At 60.0% G+C, this 25034-nt stretch carries 22 protein-coding genes; 12 read left to right on the top strand and 10 right to left on the bottom strand.

The features are described 5' to 3' along the window. Positions 1 to 121 precede the first annotated feature (121 nt). The 4 genes from B9Q17_RS00310 (at position 122) to B9Q17_RS00295 (ending at position 3936) form a co-directional block, all read left to right on the top strand. Positions 122 to 1081 (top strand): ABC transporter substrate-binding protein, encoded by a 960-nt coding sequence (locus B9Q17_RS00310; protein WP_094623652.1) that lies wholly within the window; start codon positions 122 to 124, stop codon positions 1079 to 1081. Between the two features lie 83 nt (positions 1082 to 1164). Further along, positions 1165 to 2115, top strand: a complete 951-nt coding sequence (locus tag B9Q17_RS00305; RefSeq protein ID WP_244177265.1) for a FecCD family ABC transporter permease — start codon at positions 1165 to 1167, stop codon at positions 2113 to 2115. Between the two features lie 22 nt (positions 2116 to 2137). Next, entirely contained in the window at positions 2138 to 3127 is a 990-nt protein-coding gene (locus B9Q17_RS00300) for a FecCD family ABC transporter permease (protein ID WP_094623651.1), read from the top strand. After that, the gene (locus B9Q17_RS00295) at positions 3124 to 3936 is read left to right on the top strand and encodes an ABC transporter ATP-binding protein (protein WP_094623650.1); all 813 of its coding nucleotides are present in this window, start codon (positions 3124 to 3126) and stop codon (positions 3934 to 3936) included. Before B9Q17_RS00300 ends, B9Q17_RS00295 begins: the two co-directional genes overlap by 4 nt. 3 nt (positions 3937 to 3939) lie before the next feature. Here B9Q17_RS00295 and B9Q17_RS00290 read toward each other — a convergent pair whose 3' ends face one another. After that, positions 3940 to 5151 carry a multidrug effflux MFS transporter gene (locus B9Q17_RS00290; protein WP_094623649.1) on the bottom strand — a complete coding sequence of 404 codons (1212 nt, stop codon included), beginning with the start codon at positions 5149 to 5151 and terminating at the stop codon, positions 3940 to 3942. A gap of 76 nt (positions 5152 to 5227) precedes the next feature. Continuing rightward, positions 5228 to 5659, bottom strand: coding sequence for a DUF4124 domain-containing protein (locus B9Q17_RS00285; RefSeq protein ID WP_094623648.1), 432 nt, complete (start codon positions 5657 to 5659; stop codon positions 5228 to 5230). A 192-nt stretch (positions 5660 to 5851) separates the two neighbouring features. Here B9Q17_RS00285 and B9Q17_RS00280 point away from each other — a divergent pair, with 192 nt between their 5' ends. From B9Q17_RS00280 to B9Q17_RS00260, 5 genes are all read left to right on the top strand, one after another. Beyond that, positions 5852 to 6622: an ABC transporter ATP-binding protein gene (locus tag B9Q17_RS00280; protein ID WP_058341766.1), complete on the top strand. Its 771-nt coding sequence runs from the start codon at positions 5852 to 5854 to the stop codon at positions 6620 to 6622. A gap of 87 nt (positions 6623 to 6709) precedes the next feature. Next, positions 6710 to 7456 carry a transporter substrate-binding domain-containing protein gene (locus B9Q17_RS00275; RefSeq protein ID WP_022988123.1) on the top strand — a complete coding sequence of 249 codons (747 nt, stop codon included), beginning with the start codon at positions 6710 to 6712 and terminating at the stop codon, positions 7454 to 7456. Positions 7457 to 7508: 52 nt separating this feature from the next. Continuing rightward, on the top strand, positions 7509 to 8213 hold the full coding sequence (locus B9Q17_RS00270; protein WP_094623647.1) for an ABC transporter permease: 705 nt from the start codon (positions 7509 to 7511) through the stop codon (positions 8211 to 8213). A gap of 3 nt (positions 8214 to 8216) precedes the next feature. Beyond that, entirely contained in the window at positions 8217 to 8939 is a 723-nt protein-coding gene (locus tag B9Q17_RS00265; RefSeq protein ID WP_094623646.1) for an ABC transporter permease, read from the top strand. Between the two features lie 161 nt (positions 8940 to 9100). Then, complete coding sequence (locus B9Q17_RS00260) at positions 9101 to 10153, top strand: succinylglutamate desuccinylase (RefSeq protein ID WP_094623645.1); 1053 nt, start codon at positions 9101 to 9103, stop codon at positions 10151 to 10153. A gap of 18 nt (positions 10154 to 10171) precedes the next feature. Here the strand turns inward: B9Q17_RS00260 and B9Q17_RS00255 are convergent, their stop codons facing one another. Both B9Q17_RS00255 and B9Q17_RS00250 read right to left on the bottom strand, forming a co-directional pair. Continuing rightward, positions 10172 to 13198 carry an efflux RND transporter permease subunit gene (locus tag B9Q17_RS00255; protein WP_094623644.1) on the bottom strand — a complete coding sequence of 1009 codons (3027 nt, stop codon included), beginning with the start codon at positions 13196 to 13198 and terminating at the stop codon, positions 10172 to 10174. After that, positions 13198 to 14280 carry an efflux RND transporter periplasmic adaptor subunit gene (locus B9Q17_RS00250; RefSeq protein ID WP_094623643.1) on the bottom strand — a complete coding sequence of 361 codons (1083 nt, stop codon included), beginning with the start codon at positions 14278 to 14280 and terminating at the stop codon, positions 13198 to 13200. The genes B9Q17_RS00255 and B9Q17_RS00250 overlap by 1 nt, the downstream gene beginning before the upstream one ends. Positions 14281 to 14446: 166 nt before the next feature. Here B9Q17_RS00250 and B9Q17_RS00245 point away from each other — a divergent pair, with 166 nt between their 5' ends. After that, complete coding sequence (locus B9Q17_RS00245; RefSeq protein WP_094623642.1) at positions 14447 to 15079, top strand: TetR/AcrR family transcriptional regulator; 633 nt, start codon at positions 14447 to 14449, stop codon at positions 15077 to 15079. Positions 15080 to 15085: 6 nt separating this feature from the next. Here B9Q17_RS00245 and astB read toward each other — a convergent pair whose 3' ends face one another. The 5 genes from astB to B9Q17_RS00220 all read right to left on the bottom strand — a co-directional run bounded on the left by astB (position 15086) and on the right by B9Q17_RS00220 (position 21526). Next, positions 15086 to 16426, bottom strand: coding sequence for an N-succinylarginine dihydrolase (astB, locus tag B9Q17_RS00240; protein ID WP_094623641.1), 1341 nt, complete (start codon positions 16424 to 16426; stop codon positions 15086 to 15088). A 5-nt stretch (positions 16427 to 16431) separates the two neighbouring features. After that, positions 16432 to 17490: an arginine N-succinyltransferase gene (gene astA / locus B9Q17_RS00235; protein ID WP_094623640.1), complete on the bottom strand. Its 1059-nt coding sequence runs from the start codon at positions 17488 to 17490 to the stop codon at positions 16432 to 16434. 25 nt (positions 17491 to 17515) lie between these two features. After that, positions 17516 to 18529, bottom strand: coding sequence for an arginine N-succinyltransferase (locus B9Q17_RS00230; protein ID WP_022988114.1), 1014 nt, complete (start codon positions 18527 to 18529; stop codon positions 17516 to 17518). A 271-nt stretch (positions 18530 to 18800) separates the two neighbouring features. Continuing rightward, entirely contained in the window at positions 18801 to 20015 is a 1215-nt protein-coding gene (locus tag B9Q17_RS00225) for an aspartate aminotransferase family protein (RefSeq protein ID WP_094623639.1), read from the bottom strand. A 59-nt stretch (positions 20016 to 20074) separates the two neighbouring features. Then, on the bottom strand, positions 20075 to 21526 hold the full coding sequence (locus B9Q17_RS00220) for an exonuclease domain-containing protein (RefSeq protein WP_094623638.1): 1452 nt from the start codon (positions 21524 to 21526) through the stop codon (positions 20075 to 20077). Between the two features lie 161 nt (positions 21527 to 21687). Here B9Q17_RS00220 and B9Q17_RS00215 point away from each other — a divergent pair, with 161 nt between their 5' ends. Next, the gene (locus B9Q17_RS00215; protein WP_094623637.1) at positions 21688 to 22845 is read left to right on the top strand and encodes a DcaP family trimeric outer membrane transporter; all 1158 of its coding nucleotides are present in this window, start codon (positions 21688 to 21690) and stop codon (positions 22843 to 22845) included. A gap of 403 nt (positions 22846 to 23248) precedes the next feature. Here B9Q17_RS00215 and B9Q17_RS00210 read toward each other — a convergent pair whose 3' ends face one another. Then, a complete protein-coding gene (locus B9Q17_RS00210) occupies positions 23249 to 24502 on the bottom strand; it encodes an NADH:flavin oxidoreductase/NADH oxidase family protein (protein ID WP_094623949.1) in 1254 nt (417 codons plus the stop codon). A gap of 282 nt (positions 24503 to 24784) precedes the next feature. Between B9Q17_RS00210 and B9Q17_RS00205 the strand changes: the two genes are divergently transcribed. After that, positions 24785 to 25030 carry a type II toxin-antitoxin system Phd/YefM family antitoxin gene (locus tag B9Q17_RS00205; RefSeq protein WP_094623636.1) on the top strand — a complete coding sequence of 82 codons (246 nt, stop codon included), beginning with the start codon at positions 24785 to 24787 and terminating at the stop codon, positions 25028 to 25030. The last annotated feature ends 4 nt before the right edge of the window (positions 25031 to 25034 follow it).

Here is a 25034-nt window from a genome sequence, read left to right as displayed (position 1 = left end):
TTCCACATTTTGCAACAGACCGTTCCGGTTTAGGGCTTTAAAATATTAATGCGAACCATTATCATTCTTTTGCACTTTAAATTGCAAACTATCTAACACCACGGCATGGAGAATTTCCGGTATGTCACAGCTATCAAACCGCCTTCGCAGCACACTGCTTCATACCTTGGTCGCTGTAGCCGTGGGTTCTGCCGGCCTCGGCAAAGCCCTGGCCGATACCCGAACCGTTGAATCCGCCTACGGGCCGGTTGAAATCAGTGGTCAGCCCGAGCGCGTGGTCACCCTGTACGAAGGCGCACTGGACGCTGCGCTGGCGGTTGATGCCAATGCCGTGGGGGCAGTCATTACCCGTGGCGGCAGCGACGTGGCCGAGTACATCAAATCCGAAGCCGGCGACATCGCGATTGTCGGCGCACCGGCGGAAACCAATATCGAAGCGGTGATTGCCGCACAGCCGGACCTGATCCTGGCTCCGCCCCGCATTAACCAGCAGCAGGTAGCGTTGCTGTCCCGGATTGCCCCGGTGGTTGCCTCCAACGTGCCGATGTTCCAGCCAGACAGCTGGGAACGTGAAACCCGGCTGTTCGCCAAGGCTATGGGCCGCGAAGCCAAGGCTGAAAAGGTAATCGGACAGGTGAAGGAGCGGATTACCGAGGTGGCACAAGTGGTCTCTGCAAAGATCCCGGCCGGTCAGCGTGATGCTGCCCTGGTGCGCTGGATGCCCCAGGGGCCGCTGGTGATGGCTGAGGGCCTGTTTTCTGCATCACTGCTGCAGGCCGTGGGTTTTGAACTGACCGACAAGGATCTGGTGAAAGAAGGGCGCCCGCACAGTGAGCCTCTGAGCCTGGAAAACCTGTCCAGCATGGACCAGAGCTGGGTGTTCCTGGCCACGCTGAACGAAGACGGCGACAAAGCACTGGATGCAGCCCGCAAGTCCCCGGCCTTTGCCCGGCTGAATGCGGTGCAGAATGACCGGGTCATCAGTGTCAGCGGGCAACTCTGGACCAGCGCCACCGGCCCCCTTGCCGCGCTTACGATCCTGGATGATATCGAAGCTGCCGTGAACGCAATCCAGCCCTGAAGGCCGAGCCCTTGAACGCTTTGTCCCCAACCAGCGCAGTTGCGTCTCGCGCTCTTTCCCTGCCGCTTATTGCGGCGGGGCTTTTGTTGTTTCTGATCATCATCGCCAGCCTGCTCTACGGGGCCGGCCCGATCTCGGCCAGCGAAGCTTTTATGGTGCTCGCCGGCAGTGGCAGCGAAGAAGCCCGGTTTGTGGTGAGCGAATTACGGCTGCCACGCACCATCATCGGCCTGGTGACCGGCCTTGCGCTTGGCCTGGCCGGCGCCTTGCTGCAGTCGATGACCCGCAACCCGCTGGCCGAGCCGGGCCTGTTGGGCGTAAGTGCCGGCAGTGGCTTTGCCGTGGCCCTGGCCATCCTGTTTGGCGCCAGCACCGCCACCCTGACCAGCTTCGTTGCCCAGCTGGGCGCCCTGGCCGGTTGTGCACTGGTTATCGCGGCCACTCGTGTACAGGGGCTGGGTAACGACCCGGTCCGGCTGATTCTGGCCGGTGCCACTCTAACCGGCCTGCTGCTGGCCCTTACCTCCATGCTGATGCTGATGGACCAACGTGCCGCTGATGAAATCCGTTTCTGGATTACCGGCAGCATCGCCGGCAAACCGCTCAGCATGCTGCAAGCCACCCTGCCCTCGATCCTGGCTGCACTGATTCTTATCGTTATCGTTGCCCGGCCTCTCGCCGCCATGGCGCTGGGCGAAAAAGCGGCCGTAGGCCTGGGGCATCATCCGGGGCGCATCCGGTTCCTGATCGTGCTGGCGGTGGCCTTGCTGGTGGGATCAGCCACCGCCCTGGCGGGGCCCCTGATCTTTGTCGGGCTGGTGGTGCCCTTTATTGCCCGGGCATTTGCCGGGCCGGATATCCGCAAAACCCTGTGGCTGTGTGTGCCGGTAGGGCCTGCCGTGATTCTGGCCGCAGATGTGGTGTCACGCCTGATAGCCGCCCCGGCGGAATTGCCCCTTGGTGTGGTCACCGCGCTGATCGGCGCCCCGGTGCTGCTGGCCATTGTTCGTGCCGGCCGTATGCCGTCGCTGTAACCCCGAGGTTTACTGATTAATCATGCCGGATAAACGCACCACCCTTGCCAACAGCAGCCTGCTGGTTTTGCTGCTACTGGCGGTGATCACATCGCTATCGATGGGCACCGTTCAGGTCCCACCACCAGATGTTCTGCAGGCCCTCATGGGCAACGCAGACCCGATGACCGCCTTTGTCGTCAATGAACTGCGCCTTAGCCGAGTTGTTGCCGGCCTGCTCAGCGGCGCGGCCCTGGCCATGGCTGGCTGCCTGATGCAGACCCTGGCCAGAAACCGCCTGGCCACGCCGGGCATTATCGGTATCGATAACGCCGCCACCGCCTTTGCCGTGGCGTCCGTGGTGGGCGTTGGCCTGTCCCTGGCACCGTCGGCCATGGCCCTGGCCGGTGCTGCCTGCGCTACTGCCATCGCCTTTGGCCTGGCCGGAGCCAACGGCACCCGGGGTTACCGGTTTATTGTCGCCGGCATCGGTATTGGCGCCATTGCCGGCGCAGTTACCCAGGTACTGCTCAGCCGGGTGGCCATCGATGCTGCCAACGCCGCCTATCCGTGGACCGTCGGCAGCCTGAATGCCCGCTCCGGCAACAGTGTGCTGGTACTGGCCATCGGCCTGGCCGCCGGCTATGCCATCCTGATGCTGATCAGCCGGGCCCTGAATACCTTGCAGTTTTCCGATGCTGTGGCCATCGCCCTGGGCACCCGCCTGAAAGCCACCCGTATTCTGGGGCTGGCGCTGTCGGTGTTGCTCACCGGACTGGCGGTTTCGGTGTGCGGCCCGGTAGGGCTCATTGCCCTGCTGGCACCAGAGCTGGCCCGAACCATCTGCCGGCCCGGCAAGGTTCCGTTGACGGCCTCGGCGCTGGCCGGAGCCACTTTTATGGTGGTAGCAGACCTGCTCGGGCGCACCCTGTTTTCGCCGCTGGAGATTCCGGTGGGCATCATTACCGCCATTGTTGGCAGCCCCTACCTGCTGTGGATTCTGCTGAAACCTTCCCGAAGGAGCCTGACATGAGCCCTGCACAAACCTCGACCCTGGCAGCAGACCGCATTACCCTGGCCCATCGCCATTTCACCGTGGCCGAAAACCTGAGCGTGGCCCTGCCCACCGGCAAGGTGACCGCCATTGTCGGCCCCAACGGTTGCGGCAAATCCACCCTGCTGAACGGCCTGGCCCGCATCCACGCACCGGCAAAAGGCTCGGTGCTGCTGGACGGCAAGGACATTCACCGCCTGCCGTCCAAAGACGTAGCCCGCAAACTGGCGCTGCTCCCCCAGGACAACACCGCCCCGGAAGGCCTGACCGTGGCCGACCTGGTACGTTTCGGCCGCCAGCCCCATCAGGGCTGGATGAAGCAGTGGTCAAACGAAGATCAGCAGGCGTTTGATCATGCAGTGCAGGCGGCAGATGTTGCCGGCCTGGCGGAGCGTGCGCTGGATACCCTCTCGGGCGGACAGCGCCAGCGGGCCTGGATTGCCATGGCGGTAGCCCAGCAAACGCCGTTGCTGCTGCTGGACGAACCCACCTCGGCGCTCGACCTGGGCCACCAGATTGAAGTGTTCGAACTGATTCGTACCCTGAGCGGGCAAGGCAAGACCATCGCCATGGTGGTGCACGACCTGGCCAGCGCCTGCCGCTATGCGGACCACATGGTGGCCATGAAAGCCGGGAAGATTATCGAGGAAGGTACTCCGGCGGAGATTGTCTCGCCGGAGCTGGTGCAGGAACTCTACGATGTCAGCTGCGACCTGATTCAGGACCCCGCCACTGGCAGCCCGCTGCTGGTGAATGTGCGGCGCAACAGCAACTTCAGCACGGCCTGAACCTCAGGCCGCAGCCTCCGCCGACGCTTCTGCGGCTTTCTCCCGGGCTACTGCCGCCGGGGCACCCAGTGACAGCAACACTGCGCCCACTGAACAGGCCAGCATACTCAGGGCAATCGGCAGCAACGCTTCACCCCCGAATGCGGCAGACAGGGCGCTGATGGCCCCCGCCAGGGTAAACTGGGACGCCCCCAACATAGCCGCTGCGGTGCCGCCCATATGCGGGAAGAACTCCAGGGCATTCGCCATGTTATTCGGCACAATACCGCCCTGACAGCCCACTGCGGCGATAATAAACCCGGCCACCGCCCACAAGGGCCCGTCCATCATAACCACCGCAACCAGGCCAAGCAGCATCACGAACTGGATAATCACCTGCACCCGCAGCAAAACCACTGATGAGAAGCTGCGCAGCAGTGGCCGGTTGACCAGGTTCAGCACCGCCATCAAGCCGATGTTGGCAGCAAACAGCATGGAGAAGGTGCTGTTCGACAGCCCGAACCACTCCTGGTAGATAAACGATGAATGGGTAATAAACAGCATCATGCTGCTGAAGCACATTACCTGGATGCCGATAAATCGCATGGTGGTGCGGTGCCTGAGCACCAGCATGTAGTTGGTCACCAGGGTTTTGACAGGGGTTGTTGCCCGGGGACGGGGCTTGAGACGGGGAAACAAAGCAAGCTGAAGCACCACGGCGAGGAAGAAGGCGTAGCCGGCCAGGAACACATAGATCAGGTGCCAGTCGCCCAGCGCCAGCATAAGGGCACCAAGGGACGGTGCCGCCGCCGGCGCAATAAACATGATCAACCCGATCAGCCCGAACAGTCGGGCGGCTTCCTGCCCGCCAACCTGGTCCCGCACAATGGCCGGTACCGATACCGCACAGAAGGCACCGCCAACGCCCTGCACCACGCGCCAGGCGATCATACTGGTGAGATTGTCGGCCAGTGCGACCATCAGGCTGGCCACCGCAAACACCGCCAGCCCCGCAAACAGGATATTCCGGCGCCCGTAACGGTCAGACAGCGGCCCGCCCACCAGCTGCGCAACCCCCAGCGTCGCCACATAGGCACTCAGGGTAAGGCCAACATCGGCATGGGGAATGCCGAAGCCATCGGCGATGCTGGGAAACGCCGGCAAATACGCATCCAGGGCCAGCGGCCCCAGCGCAACGGTCATGCCGAGTAACAGTGCGAGCTGAAAGTGGGACAAAATCTACCTCCTGTGCAAGGTAGATAGCTAACAGTAATTATTATCAAACAGCAATCAGAGTTTTCCGCAAACCCGACTAATTGAGCATACACTCCCGGCTGTATAACTGACTGACCTGGCGCCGTTTTTGCCGCAGCCTGTTGCCCCGGTCATTGCCGTATCCGGCCCTGAGCTGGCCCTGAATCCGGCCCAGCTGCTTTCGGTATTTCTCACACTGCCTGGCCAGCTTTTCGGTTTCCCGGGCCCGCGCATAGCGGTCCCGGGAACCGGGCTCCAGCAGGCGGTTCACCTCAGCCCGGCTCCGGTGCACCTTGTCGGCCTGGCGGATGTTCTCACTCATGGGCACAATCACCGGCGGCTGTACCGTCACACTGGCATGCCGCTGCTGTTTGGGAGGCGTATCGGAGAAGTGGATGGCGCCGTTGGCATCCGTCCAGCGGTAGATTTCGGCCATGGCGGGTGTTGCCAGCGCCACACATAGCAGGCTCAGGGCCATTATCCTTGGCATGATTCCACATCCTGTGAAAGTGTTTATGATTAATCTGGTTATGGTATTGCTTGCATTGATCAAACATTACGCCAGAATATTCTGCAGGAAACTGCTGCTATTTTCACCAAAACCCTACAAAGCGGTATTGATTTCCACGGCTACAGTCCGTAAAACATGCGCCTTTGAATGACAGCCCCCAGGAGTCACCCCATGGCGGAACCCGCGCCTCTGATTTGCAGGGACATCCACAAGACCTTTGATCAGCTTGAAGTCCTCAAGGGCATCTCTCTGGAAACCCGCAAGGGCGACGTGGTTTCCCTGATCGGCAGCTCCGGTTCAGGTAAAAGTACCTTTCTGCGCTGCATTAACCTGCTGGAAACACCCACTTCCGGCGACATTATCGTGCACGGTGACCCAATCCGGTTCAAAAACAACCGCAAGGGCGAGCGCATTCCGGCCGATAACCGGCAGGTAGAACTGATTCGCGCCCGGCTTTCCATGGTCTTCCAGGGTTTTAACCTGTGGTCCCACATGACCGTTCTGGAAAACATTATAGAAGCCCCGGTGAATGTCCTGAAAATTCCTAAAAAGGAAGCCATCGAGCGGGCCGAGGCGTATCTGAACAAAGTCGGCATCTATGAGCGCAAGGATTACTACCCGGCCCAGATGTCCGGCGGCCAGCAGCAGCGTGCGGCCATTGCCCGAGCCCTGGCCATGGAACCGGAAGTGATGCTGTTTGACGAACCCACCTCGGCCCTGGACCCGGAGCTGGTGGGCGAAGTATTGAAAGTTATGCAAAGTCTGGCCGAGGAAGGCCGCACCATGATTGTGGTTACCCACGAGATGGCTTTTGCAAGGGATGTGTCTACCCAGGTCCTGTTCTTGCATCAGGGCGTGATTGAGGAGCAGGGATCACCGGACAAGGTGTTCGATCACCCGGAATCCGAGCGCATGAAGCAATTTCTTGCTCCCAAGTTCTGAATCCCGGTGCTATCTTGAAACCGGTAATGGAACTGAAACTTCCACAAAGAATAAAGCCTTAACGGCAAATTACTGGAGAAGTGACACATGAAAAAACTGATTGTTGCAGCAAGCTGTGCCCTGGCCATGATGACCGGCACCGCCCAGGCCCAGGATCTGCGGATCGCCTTTGATGTTCCCTACGAGCCGTTCGAGTACCGTGATGACAACGGCGAACTGACCGGTTTCGAAGTGGAGCTGGCAACCGCCATGTGCGAAGAACTGCAGGCCAACTGCGAGTTCGTTATCCAGGCGTGGGACGGCATGATTCCCGGCCTGCTGGCCCGTAAGTTCGACCTGATCATGTCTTCCATGTCGATCACCCCGGAGCGCGCCGAGCGGGTGCTGTTCTCCGAGCCGTACTACATCACCCCGGGCGGCTGGTTCGGCCCTGAGTCTTTCAACACTGACGTAACCGATATGGACGCCATGAAAGACAAGACCGTAGGCGTGCAGCGCGGTACCACCATGGACACCTACGTAACCGAGAACATGGGTGGCGTGGTGAACATCAAGCGCTATACCACCGCTGAAGACATGGTCCTGGACCTGGAAGGCCAGCGTCTGGACGCGGTCTTTGTTGACTATCCGGTAGGCGAGCAGACCATCCTGAACCGCGAAGGCTACAAGGAAGTCGGCGAATCGGTAAAACTCGGTGAAGGTGTTGGCGTTGCCATGCGCAAGCGCGATGCCAAGCTGGCTGACGACGTGAACGCGGCCCTGAAGAAGCTGAAAGAAGATGGTACCTACGACACCATCATGCAGAAGTACTTCAACTACGACATCAAGATTTAACCTGACCCCGGGAGCAGCCTGATGGCTGCTCCCCTGCTTTCCGGACATTCCCATGCTTGATCTGAAAGGCTATGGCCCGGCCCTCGCTGAAGGCGCTGTGGTTACCATTGAACTGGCCTTCTTCTCACTGGCACTCTCCCTCACCCTGGGCCTGCTTGGCGCCTCGGCGAAGCTCTCTGGCAGCCGGGTGCTGACCGGTGTCGCCACCGCCTACACCACGCTGATTCGTGGCGTGCCTGACCTGGTGATGATGCTGCTGTTCTATTACGGCGGTCAGGTGGCGGTGAATGCCCTGTCGGACTATCTGTGGGAAACCCGTGAAATCGACTTCTTTTTCCAGTTCGACCCGTTCATCTCTGGCGTGGTGACCATCGGACTGATTTTCGGCGCCTATATGACGGAAACCTTCCGGGGCGCGTTCCTGGCTGTTGAAAAGGGCCAGATCGAGGCCGCCAGGGCCTATGGTTTTTCCACCTGGCACACCTTCCGTCGGGTGATGGTTCCGCAGATGCTGCGCCATGCCCTGCCCGGCATCGGCAATAACTGGCAGGTGCTGTTAAAGACGACTGCGCTGGTGTCGATCATCGGCCTGACCGATATGGTGCGGGTGGCGGAAGAAGCCGCCAAGGCCGAGCGCATGCCGTTCCACTTCTTTATTCCGGTGGCGGCGGTTTACCTGGCGCTGACGGCGGGTTCGGAGTTGTTCATCAAGTGGCTCGACAAGCGGGCCAATGTCGGCGTGGTTCGGGGGAATTAAGTGATGCCTGATTTCATTGCTGAGTGGCTGAACCAGAACGATATTTTTAATGCCATGACCATCATGGAGTACTGGGATGGCCTGGTCACTACGGTGCATCTGGTGTTCCTGTCATTGGTGATTGGCCTGGTTGTGGCGGTGCCGCTGGCGATTCTACGCACCGTGAAGAATCCGTTCGTGTCTGGCCCTATCTGGCTGTACACCTATCTGTTCCGCGGCACACCGCTGCTGATCCAGCTGTACATCATTTACTACGGTGTGGCGCAGATTCCGGGTATTCAGGACACTTTCTGGTGGGAGATTTTCAAGGAACCGCTGTACCCTGCCCTGCTGGCGTTCCCCCTGAATACTGCTGCCTATACCACGGAGATTATCCGGGGGGCGATTATTTCTACGCCCAATGGCGAGATTGAGGCGGCGAAGGCTTACGGCATGAACTGGTTCCTGCGGATGCGGCGGATTATTCTGCCGAGTGCGGCGCGGCGGGCGGTTCAGGCATACTCGAATGAGGTGATTTTTATGCTTCATGCGAGTGCGATTGCCAGTGTGGTGACGATTGTGGATCTTACGGGGGCGGCGCGGAATATTTATTCGCGGTTTTATGCTCCTTTTGAGGCGTTTATTTTTGTGGCGCTTTGCTACATGGCTTTGACGTTTATTCTGGTGTTTGTTTTCCGCAAACTGGAAAATCATCTTTTGCGGCATCAGCGGCCTGTTAATGGTTAAGTTGAGCTCCCTTCTATGGGAGCACGGCCATCTGGCAGGATAGGTTCTCCGGGAACCGCTACGAGCACATCCTTGTGCGCTTCTCTCCGGCCATCCATGGCCTTCGAAATTCCCGGAGAACCTATCCTGCCAGACGGCCCCGAACCTCTTACGGGGAGTCCATGAACGCATCCAACCACCTCTTTGACTTCCACCCCGACTGGCTGGCTCACACCCTGGCCTCTGCATCCTCTGATCTACCCGAAACCAAGCGACAGTTGCCGGACGGAACACAGGTTTCACGGAAGGCCAACGGCGTGTTGTGGCTGACGCCGCCGGCCGGGCGGGAGAATGTGAACAATGAAGCGCTGATTGTATCAGCCGGGGTTCATGGGAATGAGACGGCGCCGATTGAGGTGTTGAACGGGCTGGTGTCGGAGTTGTTTGCCGGGGAGTGGCAGCTGGGGTGTCCGGTGTTGCTGATTCTGGGTAATCCGCCGGCGATGGTGGCGGGGCAGCGGTTTGTGGATGTGAACATGAACCGGCTGTTTAACGGGGCGCACGGGCAGGCGAAGTATAAGGGGTTGCCGGAGGCGCGGCGGGCGCAGTTTCTGGAGGAGATGTGCCGGCAGTTTGCGATGGCGCATCATGGGCTGGCGTTGAGTCACTATGATTTGCATACGGCGATCCGGCCGTCGAAGCGGGAGCGGTTTGCCTTGTATCCGTTTGTGTCGGGGCGGTCGGTGCCGGCGGGTCAGTGTGAGTTTTTGCTGGAGGCGGAGGTGGAGACGTTGCTGCTTCAGCACCAGGAATCCACGGTGTTTTCGTCGTTTACATCCAGCCTTTTGAAGGCCGAGAGTTTTACGGTGGAGCTGGGTAAGGTTGAAGCGTTCGGGCGGAATGATTTGCGACGGTTCCGCGGCATTGAGCGGGCATTGCGTCGTCGGTTTTCCGGAACGCCAGCACCACAGGCCCGGCCGCCGTTTGACCGGTTAACGGTGTTCGAGGTGGTGCATGAGGTGTTGAACACCGGGCCGTCGTTCCGGTTTCATGTGCCGGATGAGGTGGCGAATTTTACCCAGTACCAGCCCGGCACGGTGATCTGGGAAGATGACAAAACCAGCTACCGGGTGGGTACGGCGCCGGAGGCGGTGGTGTTTCCCAATCCCCACGTGCCGGTTGGGCAACGTGTGGGTTTGATGATTCGTGCGAAGAACGAGTTCAGGGCCGGGTGATGACCCGGCCCTGTTGTTTTACGCCGGGGCGTTTTCCGGCTCGGCTACTGGCAGTTTGATGACCTTGGCGCACACTGATGGAATCACAAGCAGGGTGAGCACGGTACTGGCCAGCAGGCCGGAGATGATGGCCCAGGCCATGGGTGGCCACAGCGTGGAGCTGGAAAACGCCAGCGGCAGCAGGCCGGCCACGGTGGTGGCTGTGGTCAGCAGGATGGGCCGGGTGCGTTGTTCTACGGCGGTGCGCACTGCATCGGCAATGGCCCGGCCTTTTTCCAGCTCCCGGTCCATCACATCCAGCAATACGATCGCGTTGTTCACCACAATGCCTACCAGCGCAATCACCCCCAGCAACGACTGAAAGCCGAACGGCGAGCCGGACAAGACCAGCCCAGGGAAGATTCCCACGGTGGCCAGCGGCACCGTCAGCAGGATGATGCCAACCCGGCGGAACGAGTTGAACTGTAGCAGCAGGAAAAACAGCAGCAACAGGATGCCGATGGGTGCTGCGGTCAGCAGGGCACTGTTGGCATTGTTGGAGCCTTCGGCATCGCCACCCAGTTCTACCCGGGTGCCGGCGGGCAGGGGCTGTTCGTCCAGTGCTGCGAACAAGCCGTCCAGGGCCTGGCTGAAGCTGTAGCCGTCTTCCAGGTTCGCCGTTACTGCATTCACCCGCACACCGTTTCTCAGGTATCGGGCCGCCGGCTCCCAGGTGGTTTCAACCGTGGCCACGGCCGACAGCGGAATGGCATCCCCCTGGTCGTTGTAGGTGTTCACAGACAACAGGCGTGACAGCGACAGCGCGGTGCCTTCCCGGGAGCGCAGGATGATGGGGATAGGATCATCTTCCTGCCGGTAACGCTCGGCCACCACGCCATAGCTCTGGCCGTACAGGCTCTGGGCTACGCCTGCACGGGTCAGGCCGTAACGGGCGGCGGTGGCGTCGTCTACGTTGATGGCAATACTGGGCACACCGATGTCCAGGTCGTGCCGTACGTCGACGGTGCCGGTTACGCCACGCAGCACACTGAACACCAGCTCGGTGGCACGGGCACGGGTAGCGTCATCGGGGTGATAAATTCGCACTTCAACCGGCGCGGTACGCGGCGGCCCCTGCCCCAGAATACCGGCAGAAATATCCAGCTCCGGCACGGTGGGCGCCAGCTCATGGCGAATCCAGTCTACGAGATCTGTGGTGTCTTCGAGCGCCGGCGTACGCACCACCAGCCTGGCCCGGTTAGGTGCCTGGGGCGCTCGCTGCAGGTTGTAGTAAAACGCCGGGCCGGTGAAACCGACAAACCGGTGCACTTCCAGGGTTTCCGGGCGGGCGCGAATGGCCCGTTCCAGCTGCGCAGCGGCCTCGGAGGTTTGTGCCTGGTCGGTGCCTTCGGGCAGATACACTTCCACAATAACCCGGGGCCGGTCTGCGTTGGGGAAAAACTGCTGGGCCATGAACGGCGTCATGCCCACGCTGATGGCGACCAACAGAGTGCCCGCGACAATCAAACGGCCCGGATAGCGATATACCAGGCCACCCAGCGAACGGGCCAGGCCCATCAACCGGTCTTTGTGGATATTCTTTCGCGGCTTGAGGAACCGGGCCGCCAGCAGCGGCACGGCGGAAATGGCCAGCAGGTAACTGACCGACAGCGTGAGCATGATCATCACCGGCACGCCACGGGTGAAATCAGCCGCACCGCCCTTGGCCATCAGCAGGGGTGCGAAGGCTGCCAGCGTGGTGCCGGTAGACGCACCCAGTGGCCCGGCCAGCTCGCCAACGGCCTTGCGCAGGGCATCCAGCCGGCGCATGCCTTCGTCCAGGTGACCCTGGATGTTCTCCACAATCACAATGGCGTTATCAATCAGGATACCGAGCGAGATCACCATGCCGATCACGGCAATCTGGTGCAGCACGCCACCGCCCAGGTCGTACAGCCCCACACTGATCAGGGCCACCATGGGCAGGATGGATGCCACCAGCAGCCCCATGCGAATGCCCATGCCGGTAAACACCACTGCTACGATAATCAGCACCGACAGCACCAGGCTCCAGGCCAGGTCGTCCAGCCGGTCGGATACCTTGTCGGGCTGGAAGAACATCTCGCGGATTTCGTAGGGCTCGAAGTCAGCACGTACCTGTTCCAGCCGCTCGCGAATCCGCTCGCCGAAACGGATGGCGTCGGTGGAACCTTCTTCCATGATCACCGAAAGCAGCACTACCCGCTCGCCATCAAACCAGGTTTCCGGCTGGCGAGGTTCCGCCGGTCCGCGCCAGACTTCCGCGGCTGCCGCCAGGGGCACCTGGGAGCCATCCGGCAACTCGATGGGCGTAGCGCGAATGGCGTCGATATCAGCAAACTCGGTATTGGGAAGAACCGACAACCGCTTGCCTTCCACCACCACAAAGCCCCCGGGGATGGTCTGGTTTCGCCGGGCCAGGGTATCCAGGATGCGTTTGGGCGCTACGCCAAGGCGGTAAAGCGCGGCGTCGTCCAGCGCCAGGGTAATCTGTTCGTCGGCGTCGCCTTCCAGGTCGATACGGGAGATACCGGGAATATCCAGCAGGTTCTGCTTCAGTTTCTCCGCCACACCGGAAAGTTCGGTGACGGACGACGAACCACCCACCGCCAACACCACCGCAGGAATATCAATCAGCCGGTCGTCCAGGGTCATCAGGCCGACATCGTCCGGGAAATCCTGCCGTGCCCGCTCCATGGCCTGGCGCACCCGGTCCCAGGCGCTGTCGGTGTCGTAGATGTGATCACGCAGTTTCAGGCGGGCCAGCGCCACGCCGGTGCGTGCTGTGCCCTGGCTCCAGTCCAGCTCTTCCACCTGGCGCAGTTCATCGGTCAACGGGCGCAGTACCAGGCGCTCAACCGCCTCGGCGCTGGCGCCCGGATAGCTCACAGTCACCATGCCGGCCCGGTACGGAAAGGTAGGGTCTTCCTGGCGTGGCATGGTGCTGTAGGCGGCAATGCCCAGCACACAGAGCATGGTCACTACCATGCCCAGCAAGCGCTGGTAATTCAGCAGGCGGCGGGTCATCAGCGCACCTCCACGGTGTCGCCATCCACCAGCCGGGTCATACCGGCATAGACCACCTGGTCACCGGGGTTCAGGGCACCGGTATGGATCATCACCCGCTCGCCGATCACCCGGTCTACTTCCACCGGCACCTTGTAGGCCACAGAATTTTCAACCCGGAACACGCTGGTTCCAGTGCTGTCCCGCATCACCGCCAGCAGGGGCACGGTGACCGCAGACTCCTGAACCGGGGCAATGCCGACCTCCACCGGTTCACCGGCAGAAAGGGAATTCGGTGGCAGGCTCACCAATACCGGATGCAGCTCGCCACGGATGGAGCTGCCCTGGGCAATCTCCACCACAGTTCCGGTAGCCGGCTCCCGGTTGCGGTCCTGCACCAGCCAGACCGGCAGCTCCTGCCCGAGCCGCACATGGCCCAACAGATGCGCGGGCACCCGCACTTCCACTTCACGGCCCAGTGGCGAAGACAGGCGAACCACCGGCTGCCCGGCGGCGACAAATTCGTCCCGCTCTACCAGCAGGGCTTCTACCTGGCCGGCAAACGGGGCTTTCAATACGCTTTCTTCCAGTAATCGGGTGGCTTCCGCCAGGGAGGCCCGGGCCGTGGCCATGCTGGCCCGCAGGGAATCCCGCCGGGCGGCGATCTGTTCCAGGCTCTGTTCCGAGACCACACCGCGCTGGTGCAAGCGGCTGGAACGCTCCCATTCCCGCTGGGCCTGGTCGTACTGGGTTTTCAGTTCATCCAGCCGGGCCGCAGCAGAATCCCTTGCCGGTTCCAGGGCCGGGTTATACACACTGGCCAGCACATCTCCGGCTTTCACTGTCTGCCCCAGTTCCACCGGTCGCTCTTTCAGCGTACCGCTCACCTGAAAAGTCAGGGTGGCCCGTTGGGCCGCCCGCACAATACCGGAGAAGCGCAGCGGAATTTCCACCACCTGGCCACCGGTTACCTCGGCCACCCGAACCGATACCGGCTGGTCTGCAGCCTGTTCGGAGGCACTGCTGTTGCAGCCGGATAAAGACACGACAGCCAGCAGCATGCTGGCCAGAGTTATTGGCAATGAACGCACGAAGAGAGACATGACTGGTCAGCCCCGTTCCCTGAATAGATGATTTGTTGGCGCCTGTTTCCGTCAGAAGCCGCCGTTGTTTTCCCGACATCATGTCACTCTTTGACAAATTGTCAATAATCGGCTTTTATCCTCTATCAGTTATCATTCAGGCCATGACCACAACACCGGAAGCACCATGAACGAGCCGTTGAAAACACGCAGGGAACGGGAAAAACAGGCAAGGTACGATGCCATTCTGGACGCCGCCGAGCTGGTGTTTTCCGAGAAAGGCTACGATCGCACCTCCATGGACGACATCGCCCGTACCGCCAGCCTGAGCCGCGCGTTGCTGTATGTGTACTTCAAGGATAAGGCGGCGATTCAGCGGGGCATCATGCTGCGGGCCGGCCAGAGCCTGGTCGCCCGGTTCGAGCAGGCACGCACAGCGGCAGATACCGGGCTGGCCCAGATCCGCGCCATGGGAGATGCCTACTACCGGTTTTACCGGGAAGAGCCGGATTACTTTTCGGCCCTGACCAAGGCCTCAACCGCCATGGCAGAGGCTGAGCAGGAACAGGCGTCGGAGATGATGTGTTCCAGGAACGAGCTGATGCAACTGATGGAAGCGGCCATCCACAAAGGCCTTGAGGATGGCACAATGAGCCGGGAGCGCATCACCTCGCCGGCCCAGACCGCGTTGTATCTGCGCGGCGCCCTGCACGGGGTGATCATGCTGTGCCAGGCAGAAGCGGGGGAAAACCCGGACTTTCCCGCCGACAACCTGATTCATCACACCATGGACATGCTCACCCGCTCTATTGCCAGCTGATGCCTGTCACAGCTGGAAATCGTAGATCGAGCCCAGCCCGAGAATACCGGTCAACTCATCCAGTGCCTTGCGTACTTCTTCAAGCAACATGGGGTCTGCCAGGTCCTGCTGGCTGAGCTCATCCCGGTAATGGCCTTCCACCCACGTCGTCAGGCGGTTGTACAGCTCGTCGGTAAAGATCACACCGTGGTTGATGGCCTTTAACTCGTCGTCCCGTAGAGCCACCCGCAAGCGCAAGCAGGCCGGGCCGCCGCCGTTGCGCATGGACTGCTTTACATCGAACACTTCCACTGCGGTAATGGGGCCATTCTGTTGCAGCAGGCTGTCCAGGTAACGGCTGACCGACGCTACCTCCCGGCACTCGCCCGGCACCGCCAGCAACATGCCGTCCGGGGTATTCAGCAACTGGCTGTTGAACAGGTAAGACGCCACGGCATCTTCAATCGGCACCTCTGCCGCTGAGACCCGCACCGGTTGCAGCTCGGTTCCGGCCAAACGCGCCCGGATATCCGACAGCACTCCGCCTTCATCCAGAAACGCCAGCTCGTGGTAGAACAGGCAGCTACCATTACCCACCGCAATCACATCGTTGTGGAACACGCCGGCATCAATGGCCGCCGGGTTCTGCTGGGCGAATACCGCATGGCGGTCGTCCAGCCCGTGCAACCTTGCAATCGCCCGGGAGGCCTCCAGCGTCTGCCGGGCCGGGTACTTCACCGGTGCCGGCGCGCTTTCATTGAACGCCGCCTGGCCATACACAAACAACTCAACTCCGGGGTCGCCATAACCAGCACACAAACGGGTATGGTTGGCGGCACCTTCGTCACCAAAGTGACTGACGGATGGCAGGGCCGGATGGTGGGCGAAATAGCTTTCATCGGTGAAGATGGCTTTCAGGGCCCGGCCCGTCACCTTATGTTCGATGGAGCGATGGAACTTGGCACTCAGGTTGGCCGGGGTGAAGTGCACGCGGTGGTCTGCGGTATCGGCGCTTGGCGATACCGTGGCGGCATTGGCGGTCCACATGGCCGAGGCAGACGACACCGCCGCCAGGATGGCCGGATCCGCCTGCGCAGCCTGTTCCAGAACCTGCCGGTCGCTGCCGGCAAAGCCCAGGGCCCGCAGGGTGGGAATATGGGGCCGCTCGTGGGGCGGCAGCACCGCCTGCACATAGCCCCTGTCTGCCAGTTTTTTCATCTTGGCAAGGCCCTGCAGAGCCGCCTCTTTGGGGTTGGACACGGCGTTCACGTTAGACTTCGACGCCACGTTACCCCAGGACAACCCGGCGTAATTATGGGTAGGGCCGACCAGGCCGTCGAAGTTCGCTTCAACTGCGTGTGTTGCCATCTCTCTCACCTTCGGTGCGGAATTCGTAATTGATCTTTCAGGGGCGCCAGCCGAACCGGGTCTCCGGACTCTACCCGAAGCGCATCTGCCACATCCCGGGGCAACCGGATGGTATCCGGCTCGATGCAGTCCACGGGAATGGTGGTTACCCGGAAATCCCGGAACGAGCGGTTGGAGATCATCACCCGCTGCTCCGGCGGCACATCGAGATCGACCGGTTTACTCACCACCATGGCGTGCCGGTTGACGGATTCGCGGATGCTGCGGATGTTGTGAATAAAGGCTTCCACCACCGGGCCGCCGTCGAAGATATCGACCATGCCGTTAAAGTTGAAGCCCTCGGCTTCCAGCATCTTCAGGGCCGGCAGGGTGTTGTCGTGCACCCGGCCAATCACCGCCCGGGCGCTGTCGGGCAGCATGGGCAAGTAAATGGGGTATTTCGGCATCAGTTCAGCAATGAAAGACTTATTGCCCAGGCCGGAAAGCCGGTCCGCCTGGCTGAACTCCATGTCGAAGAACTTGCTGCCAAGGGCATCCCACAGGGGGCTCTGGCCATTGGCATCCGACACGCCACGCATTTCTGCGAACACCTTGTCGGAGAAATGCTTGCGAAATTCGTCCAGGAACATGAACCGGCAGCGGGACAGTAACAACCCGTTGCCGCCGCCCTTGTAATTGTCTGCCAGCAGCAAAGAGCAGATTTCGGTGGTGTCGGTCATGTCGTTAGACAGGTGCAGGGTGGGCGTCCGCACGTGCACACCCAGTTCGCGGGAGGCGTTTACCGTCAGGCTCAGGCGATAGTTGTAGAATACTTCCTCGAGCCCCACCCGGGCTTCGATGCCGCTGATGCCCACCGCCCGCCCGGTTTCGGTGTCTTCCAGCGCAAACAGGTAAAGGCCCGCCTCCGGGGCACAACGCTGGCTGAAGGAGTCCCGGGCACGGTCGATCTTGCGTTGCAGCAGCTCCGTGTCTGCCGGTAGTGTGGTCAGGCCTTTGCCGGCATTCTGCGCCATGGCATACAGGGCATCCAGGTCGTTTTCCTGCAGTGGCCGGATCAACAGCATGTTGGTGCCCTCCCCTTTTTCGTGGTCATAGCGGAGAGATCCTTACCCGGTCGCCGGCACTCTTTTCCAGCCCCTTCCAGGCACTGACCGGCACTTTCACATCGTCGGTGAGGGTTTCTGCCATCGGGGTAAGCAGGCACCGGAAATGCTCACCTTCACCGGCCGCAACCAGGCAGGTTTCACCATGTTCGTCGTGGCTGCCATGCAGGGTTTTCGGGTGGCTGGTGATCAGGGTTCGCAGGCCATCCGTGCGAGCCTCCAGAACCGGCCCGCCATCAAAGATATCCAGGTAATTACCCGGCAGGAAGCCTTCCTGCTGAAGCAACTCGTAATTTGCCTGGGTCTGGCGGTGGGGCTGGCCGATGGCGGCCTGGGCGGCGTCGCTCAGCAGGGTGACGTAGATGGGGTTGGGCGGCATCAGCTCGGCGATAAAGGTTTTGCTGAGCTGGCCGGAGTACTGGTCTGCGGTTTCAAAGTCCATGTTGAAGAAGTGCCGGCCCAGGCTGTCCCAGAAGGGTACGCTGCCGTCTTCGTTCTGAACGCCCTGAATTTCCACCACCATGCGCGAGCTGAACCAGTCCCGGTGGCTGGCAATGAACAGCATCCGGGCCCGGGAGAGCAGCTCGAAAGCGGTCGTCTCGCGCAGTTCGGGGCGAAGGCTGAAGGCGCACAGCAAGGTGTGATCGGTTAGTCCGTGGCTGGGGTAAAGCACCTCGACTCGCCGGGAGGTGCCCAGTTCGTGGGAGGCGTGGATCAGGTGGTCGCGGCGGTAGTTGTAGAAGGGTTCGCCGTTGCCGGCGCGGCTGTCTATGCCGGCGGTACCTGCTATCTGGCCAGTTTCGGTATTTTCCAGCACCAGCAGGATGCGCCGTGGGGTTTTGGGAGCCGGGGCGGCGAGAGACGCCTGGGCGTGGCTGATGCGTTCGGCCAGGCGGTGTTCGGTTTTGGGTAGCGTAGAAGATAGCCTGGCGCCCTGGGTTCCGGCTATGTCCAGTATTTGTTGCAGGTCATCCAGTTTTGCTGGACGGACTCGCCACATGGGCTTGCTCCCTCTTCCGGTAAGACATACAACGTCGTTAGCCGACCGGTGCTGAACCGGGAACGCCCTTCCGGAAACCGCTACAAGCACCCGCAAGCGGGTCCAGCCAGCAATCATAGATTGCTGTCGTTCGGCTACGCATGAAGCTTAGCTTCATAAACGCTTGCCTCACCCCTGTGCGCTTCTCTCCGGCCATCCATGGCCTGCGAAATTTCCGGAAGGGCGTTCCCGGCCCATCACCTACTGTGTCATCAACCGTGCAGCTTCGGAATTATGCCGTCAGTTTTTTAACCGCTGCCTCGAAACGCTCCAGCGCTTCTTCAATATCGACTTCCGGGATGATCAGGGACGGCGCAAGACGAATCACGTTGGCGCCGGCCATCAGCACCATCACGCCTTCTTCCCGCCCGGCGTTCAGGAAGTCCTTGGCCTTGCCCTGCCACTGCTCGGTCAATACACAGCCTAGCAGCAAACCGGCGCCGCGCACTTCGGAGAACACGCCGTAGCGTTCGCCGATGTCCATCATGCCTTTGCGGAGCTTGTCGGAGCGGGCGTTGACGCCTTTGAGGATTTCCGGCTGGCTGACGGTGTCGATCACCTTCTGGGCCACGGCACAGGCCAGGGCGTTGCCGCCGTAGGTGCTGCCGTGGGTGCCGACGCCGAGGCTTGCGGCAACTTTGGCTGTGGTCAGCATGGCGGCGACCGGGAAACCGCCGCCCAGGCCTTTGGCGCTGGACAGGATGTCGGGGGTTACGCCGTACATTTCGTAGGCGTACAGGTAGCCGGTGCGGCCGACACCGGTTTGCACTTCGTCGAACACCAGCAGAGCGTTGTTTTCGTCGCACAGCTGGCGCAGGCCCTTGAGGAATTCGGGATCGGCCGGCAGTACGCCGCTTTCGCCCTGGATGGGCTCAACCACCACGGCACAGGTTTTCTCCTTGGAGATCAGCGCCTTTACCGAGTCCAGGTCATTGAACTCGGCGTGGTGAATGCCGCCCGGGGCCGGTTCAAAGCCTTCCAGGTACTTGTGCTGGCCGCCCACACTGACGGTGAACAGGGTGCGGCCGTGGAAGGCGTTTTTGAAGGAGATGATTTCATGCTTCTCCGGGCCATAGTGTTCCCACGAATAACGACGGGCCAGCTTGAAGGCGGCTTCGTTGGCTTCGCCACCGGAGTTGGCGAAGAACACCCGCTCGGCGAAGGTGTGGTCGCACAGGGTTTTGGCCAGGCGCAGGGCCGGTTCGTTAGTCATTACGTTGGACAGGTGCCAGACTTTCTCGGCCTGTTCCTGCAATGTACCAACCAGGCCCGGGTGGGCATGGCCAAGGCTGGTGACCGCAATGCCGCCCTGAAGATCGATAAACTCTCGCCCTTCCTGGTCCCACACGCGGGAGCCCTCGCCTCGCACCGGAATGATGTTTCCGGGGGCGTAGTTGGGCACCATAACTTCATCGAAAAGTTCGCGGGACACGGGTTCTCTGTTCATCGGTTTCTCTCAGTGACTCATTGCTAAGTGACAGGGTGAATCTGCCCATAATACGCCACTCACGGCATAAGAACAGCCGGTTGTGCAACAGCGGGCAACTCGATGATGCGGTGATGGTTTTTGTCTTTCCCCAGAAGTGCCTTGGCCAGCAGTTTGTAGGAATCCAGGTCGAAGGTGACCGGTTCGTTTCCAGGCTGAAAGTCTACCAGTTCCTCTTCACTGTGCAGGGTTTGCAGGTGTATCCAGTTCCAGATAACCAGCAGGTCTGTGCGTTCGTTATCCGGATTCTGCTCCACCAGAGCTACCGGACCGGCCCAGGGCCAGGTTTTCAGGCGCAGGCCATGGAAGGCAATCTGCATGCGCAGGTTGTAGCGGGTTACGTCCTCGGCACCCTCACAGGCACCTTTGCAGCGCCCAAGGCTTCGCTGGAAACAGGGCCCGGGGCCTGTAGGTTCCAGGCCCAGCAGCTTGCCGCAAAGGTCATTCTTGCCAGCAATGCCCCGTAACGCCGCCACCGCATCCCGCTTGCTGCGAAACAGGCCGTAATACTGCCCCAACTGATCCGGCTGCAGGCTGCGGGCAATGCGTGCCTGCAGATAGCCGCCGGCACCCTCTTCCAACACCATGCTGGCCAGCTGCTTTGCCGCCCGGGAGCGGCGGTTGTAGAGGGGGTTCAGGGTTTTGATCTGTTTGAGTTCCAGCAGCAACGCCCCCAACTCACCGGCGGTTTCTGTGAACTCCACCCTGCGCAGGCTTTCAGACAGCCGTAGCCCGCGGCTGGACTGATGGTCTCCCGAGAAATGGGATGCCACCCGCTGCGCTATGTTGGTGCTTTTGCCAACGTACAACAGCACATCGTTGTCACCGTAAAACCGGTAAACACCCGGGCCATGGGGCAGTCCGGCGAATAATTCGGCAGGTACGTTTGAGGGCGTGCTCTGGCGCTGCAAGAGCTTCCGAATAGCGTTGTTGATGGCATCCGAACCGTGCTCTGCGCGGGCATGCTCGAAAAACGCCAGCATCGCCGCTACATCGCCCATGGCCCGATGCCGCTCCACCTCAGGTAAATTGTGACGGGCAATGAGGGCATCCATGTTGTGCCGGCTATGTTCCGGATACAACGCCCGGGACAGGCGCACCGTGCACAAAACCTTCGCACTGAACGGACGGCCCAAACGGCGAAATTCGGACTTTATGAAGCCATAGTCAAAGCGGGCGTTGTGGGCAACAAAGACCTTTCCCTGCAGCTGCTGCTCCAGCTCATCAGCAATATCGGCAAACAGCGGCGCATCAGCCACCATCACATTCGTGATGCCAGTGAGCCTTTCGATAAAGCCGGAAATTCTGGTCTCCGGGTTCAGCAAGGTTTGCCATTCCCCCACCACCTCACCGGCTCGCCAGAACCGGATGCCGATTTCCGTGATCCTGTCGCGCTGCGGGTTTCCGCCGGTGGTTTCGATATCCAGGAAAGCGAAGGTTTCTTGCTGCAAGGGTGTGTTTCTGGTTGTCATCATGGACCGTACGCAGATTGCTCAACTTTGGTTTAGCTCACCTTGAGCTCAGGGCCTATAGACATTCGTCTAAAGAGTGATCAATTCTGTTTGAATTGTCACCTAACCGTAACTAACTTCTTTGTGGGTCCAACAAAAATAAAGATGTGGAGACAACAACGATGCAAAATAACAAATTGAGAATGGCCATTCGTGCGACGGCGGCTGCGGCAATTTTTGGCGTTGCCGGGCAGGCTGGTGCCGTTAGCTTTGAGGCCAATGGCTATGAAGCAAATCTGTATGGTTTCGCGAGGGTCGTAGCATCCTACGACATTGATGAGAATATCGCCGCCGGCGGTCAAGCTGGCAATTATTCAAAAATCACCACAGGTTCAGGCGATACCTCAGACGGCCATTTCGGCATGGATGCAAATACCAGCCGACTGGGTTTTTCAGTAACATCGCCGGAAGACGTAAAGGTTGTGGTTGAACTGGACTTTGATAACAACGACACACTTGAGCCGCGCCTTCGTCACGCCTATGGCGAATATAATAACGTCCTGATCGGTCGCACCTGGTCTAACTACAACTCATTTGTAGGCAACACTGCGGGCATCGACTTTGACGGTGCTCCAGGCCGGCCGGGTACCCAGGGGCGTACAGAACAGATCCGCTACACTTCAGGCGCACTGTCATTCTCTCTCGAGCAGGCCACCAATAGCGTAGGTAACGGAGTGGATGCTGACGGCCCGATCACCGACGACACGAAGAGCAGTACGCCAGCTCTGACTGTACGGCTTGAGGACTCCTCCGGAGGACTATCTTACTCAGCGGCAGCAATGGTCAAGCAAACAGCCTATGACACCGGATCTGAGGACGATGCAACCTTCGGATATGCTGCATTCTTGGCCGGTAAGGTTGCAGTTACTGACATGCTCTCGGTTCAGGGTGCTATCAACTATGGTGAGGGCGCTACCGGGTATGTTTGGCGAGCAGGCGGCAACTTTGGCCAATATGATGGCTATGTAGACGCCAACGGTGACATCGAAACAGTCGAAGCGTACGGTGGCACAATTGGTGCCAGCATGAGCCTTGGCGGCGGTCGTTCCGTTAACCTGGGCTACGGTATGGCAACTGTGGATCTGGACGACGCGGTTCGGGACACAACGTTGTCTGCTGATGAGACCGACACTAACTCAATGATCTATGTTAACTACATGTGGTCGCCAGTCAAAAACGTCAATATGGGCGTAGAGTATGGCTACCTGGAAACTGAAACTCAGGGTGGGGATGACGGCGACGCTAACCGCGTACTCTTCCTGGCGCAATACAGCTTCTGATTTCCTAGGCAGTTAACTCAGAATCACCCCGGCTCCGGCCGGGGTTTTTCGTTTCTGGCTGGTGCACATGCACCATTCTGGCTCAATTCCCAAACCCCACACCTGCTCGACTCGGGCCCTTCCCCCGGGTATTCAACACCTTACAAGCCAGAAAAAAATCTGGCATAGCTAATGCTAGTACCAAACTGCAAGCCGGTGAAAACCACTCACCGCATCAACCGCTGCAACTCTGTGAGGTAATGCCATGAAACTTGCCAAAGACCAAAGCCTGTTGTTTGAACTTACCCAAGCCGCAGAAGCCTATGCCATGCAGGATCTACACGATTACTTTGACTGGATGTACTTCGCGAACTAACCAGGGGACGATGCAGGGCCGGGCCAAAGGCCCCGGCCTGCAAACTGCCTATTCACCCGCCCGGAGCCTGCTACGGACGCTTCGGGTTGTCATCACGCCGAGAACCTCCATCAACGACAGAATCCCCCGGTCATGCTGTTTCGGTGCTATGCCCCTGGCAATCCGGCCGATCTGCCGGGTGTACCAGCTCACTTCCATCAGGGCCATGTCATCAATCAGTCGAATCCCTGTTTTGATGGGCCTAACCGCGCTGGTCACCTGATCGCCTTTCATAATCCGGTTCGGCAAATCCGGCTCCACCACCAACGGCCTCGCCAGGCCCACCAGGTCCGTGGCGCCGGAAGCCAACGCGTCGGCCATTCCGGTCTCGGTGCGGAAGCCGCCCGTCACCATCAAGGGTACGTCAGTGAGATTGCGCACTTTCTCGGCGAACTCCAGGAAGTAGGCCTCCCGCGCCAGGGTACTGGCCTTTACTTTGCCATTTTCAGCGCCCTTTGCCATGGCCGGGTTCTCGTAATTGCCACCTGAGATTTCCACCAGATCAATGCCCTCGGCCACCAGGGCCTCAATCACCGCCAGCGATTCCCCTTCGGTAAAACCTCCTCGCTGAAAATCCGCTGAGTTCAGCTTGATGCCGATGTTGAAACTAGCGCCACAAACCTCCCGAATGGCCCGGTACACGGCCAACACAAAGCGCCTGCGGTTCTCCGCCGAACCACCCCACTGATCCGTGCGCTGGTTGTGGTGGGGTGACAGGAACTGGCTCACCAGATAACCGTGGGCGCCGTGGATTTGCACGCCGTCGAATCCGGCTTTCTGGGCAATGGCAGCGCTGCGGGCAAAGCGCTGGATGACATCCTCAATTTCCGGGCCGGTCAGGGCGCGGGGTGTGGCAAACATGCTGCGGAGCTCTTTTTTGAATGGTATCGCGCTGGGCGAGACCGGGTCCTTGTTCAGCATTTTGGGGCTTTGCTTGCCGGGATGGTTCAGTTGCATCCAGATCTGTTTACCTCCCTTTTGCCCGGCCTTGGCCCAGGCGGTAAGAAGCTCAAGGTCGCCTTCGTCTTCCACCACCACATTCTGTGGCTCTCCGATCTGCCGGCGGTCGATCATTACATTACCCGTGATCGACAGCCCGGTGCCGCCCTCTGCCCACGCACGATACAGGGTTGCCAGCTCTTTGGTGGGGTGGTTGTCAATGGTGCCCAGAGTCTCGCTCATGGCGGACTTGGCAAAGCGGTTGGGGATGACAGAGCCATTAGGGAGCTTGAGCGGCTGAGAGAGCAGTTCTGCGGGAGTCATAAGGGCCTCAAGGTGGTTTGCGGGTTCCATGAGGCTGATAGTGGATCTGCCCGGCGAACCGGTCATTGGCCGAAGAGACTGATTTTATCAAAAGAAAGCCTGAATGCCGGGCAACACCGAATTCGTCACTGATGCCATTGCCACCGAGCATGTCGCGGGCCAGCCATAAACGGCGACCCGACAGGGGCATCCGTCGGAGGCCGAAAGCCAGAACGAGCCTGATGACTGCGTTAGGGCTTGTGATGCATAGTTGCACGAAATATCCACACATAGAGGTGCTTCATGGACACAATCAGTGTAAACAAGTTTAGAGATAACTTGGAAAATGTTGTTGAGCAGGTAATTAGTCAGCATGAACCGGTCAAGGTTACACGCCGAGCCGGAGAAGCTTTCGTGGTGATGAGTGCTGAGGACTGGGAGCGAGAGCAGGAAACCCTTCTCGCTCTCCAAAGTAAGAGCCTGATGCAGCAAATTGGTAGAGATTTGGCCAAACTCAACGCAAAAACGAGAAAGCCGCCCCGCAACTAAAAAG

Source organism: Marinobacter vinifirmus (genome assembly GCF_002258215.1).
GTDB classification, from domain to species: domain Bacteria; phylum Pseudomonadota; class Gammaproteobacteria; order Pseudomonadales; family Oleiphilaceae; genus Marinobacter; species Marinobacter vinifirmus.
The sequence above is the reverse complement of the archived record's forward strand: the minus strand, read 5'-3'. Positions and strand labels throughout refer to the sequence as shown.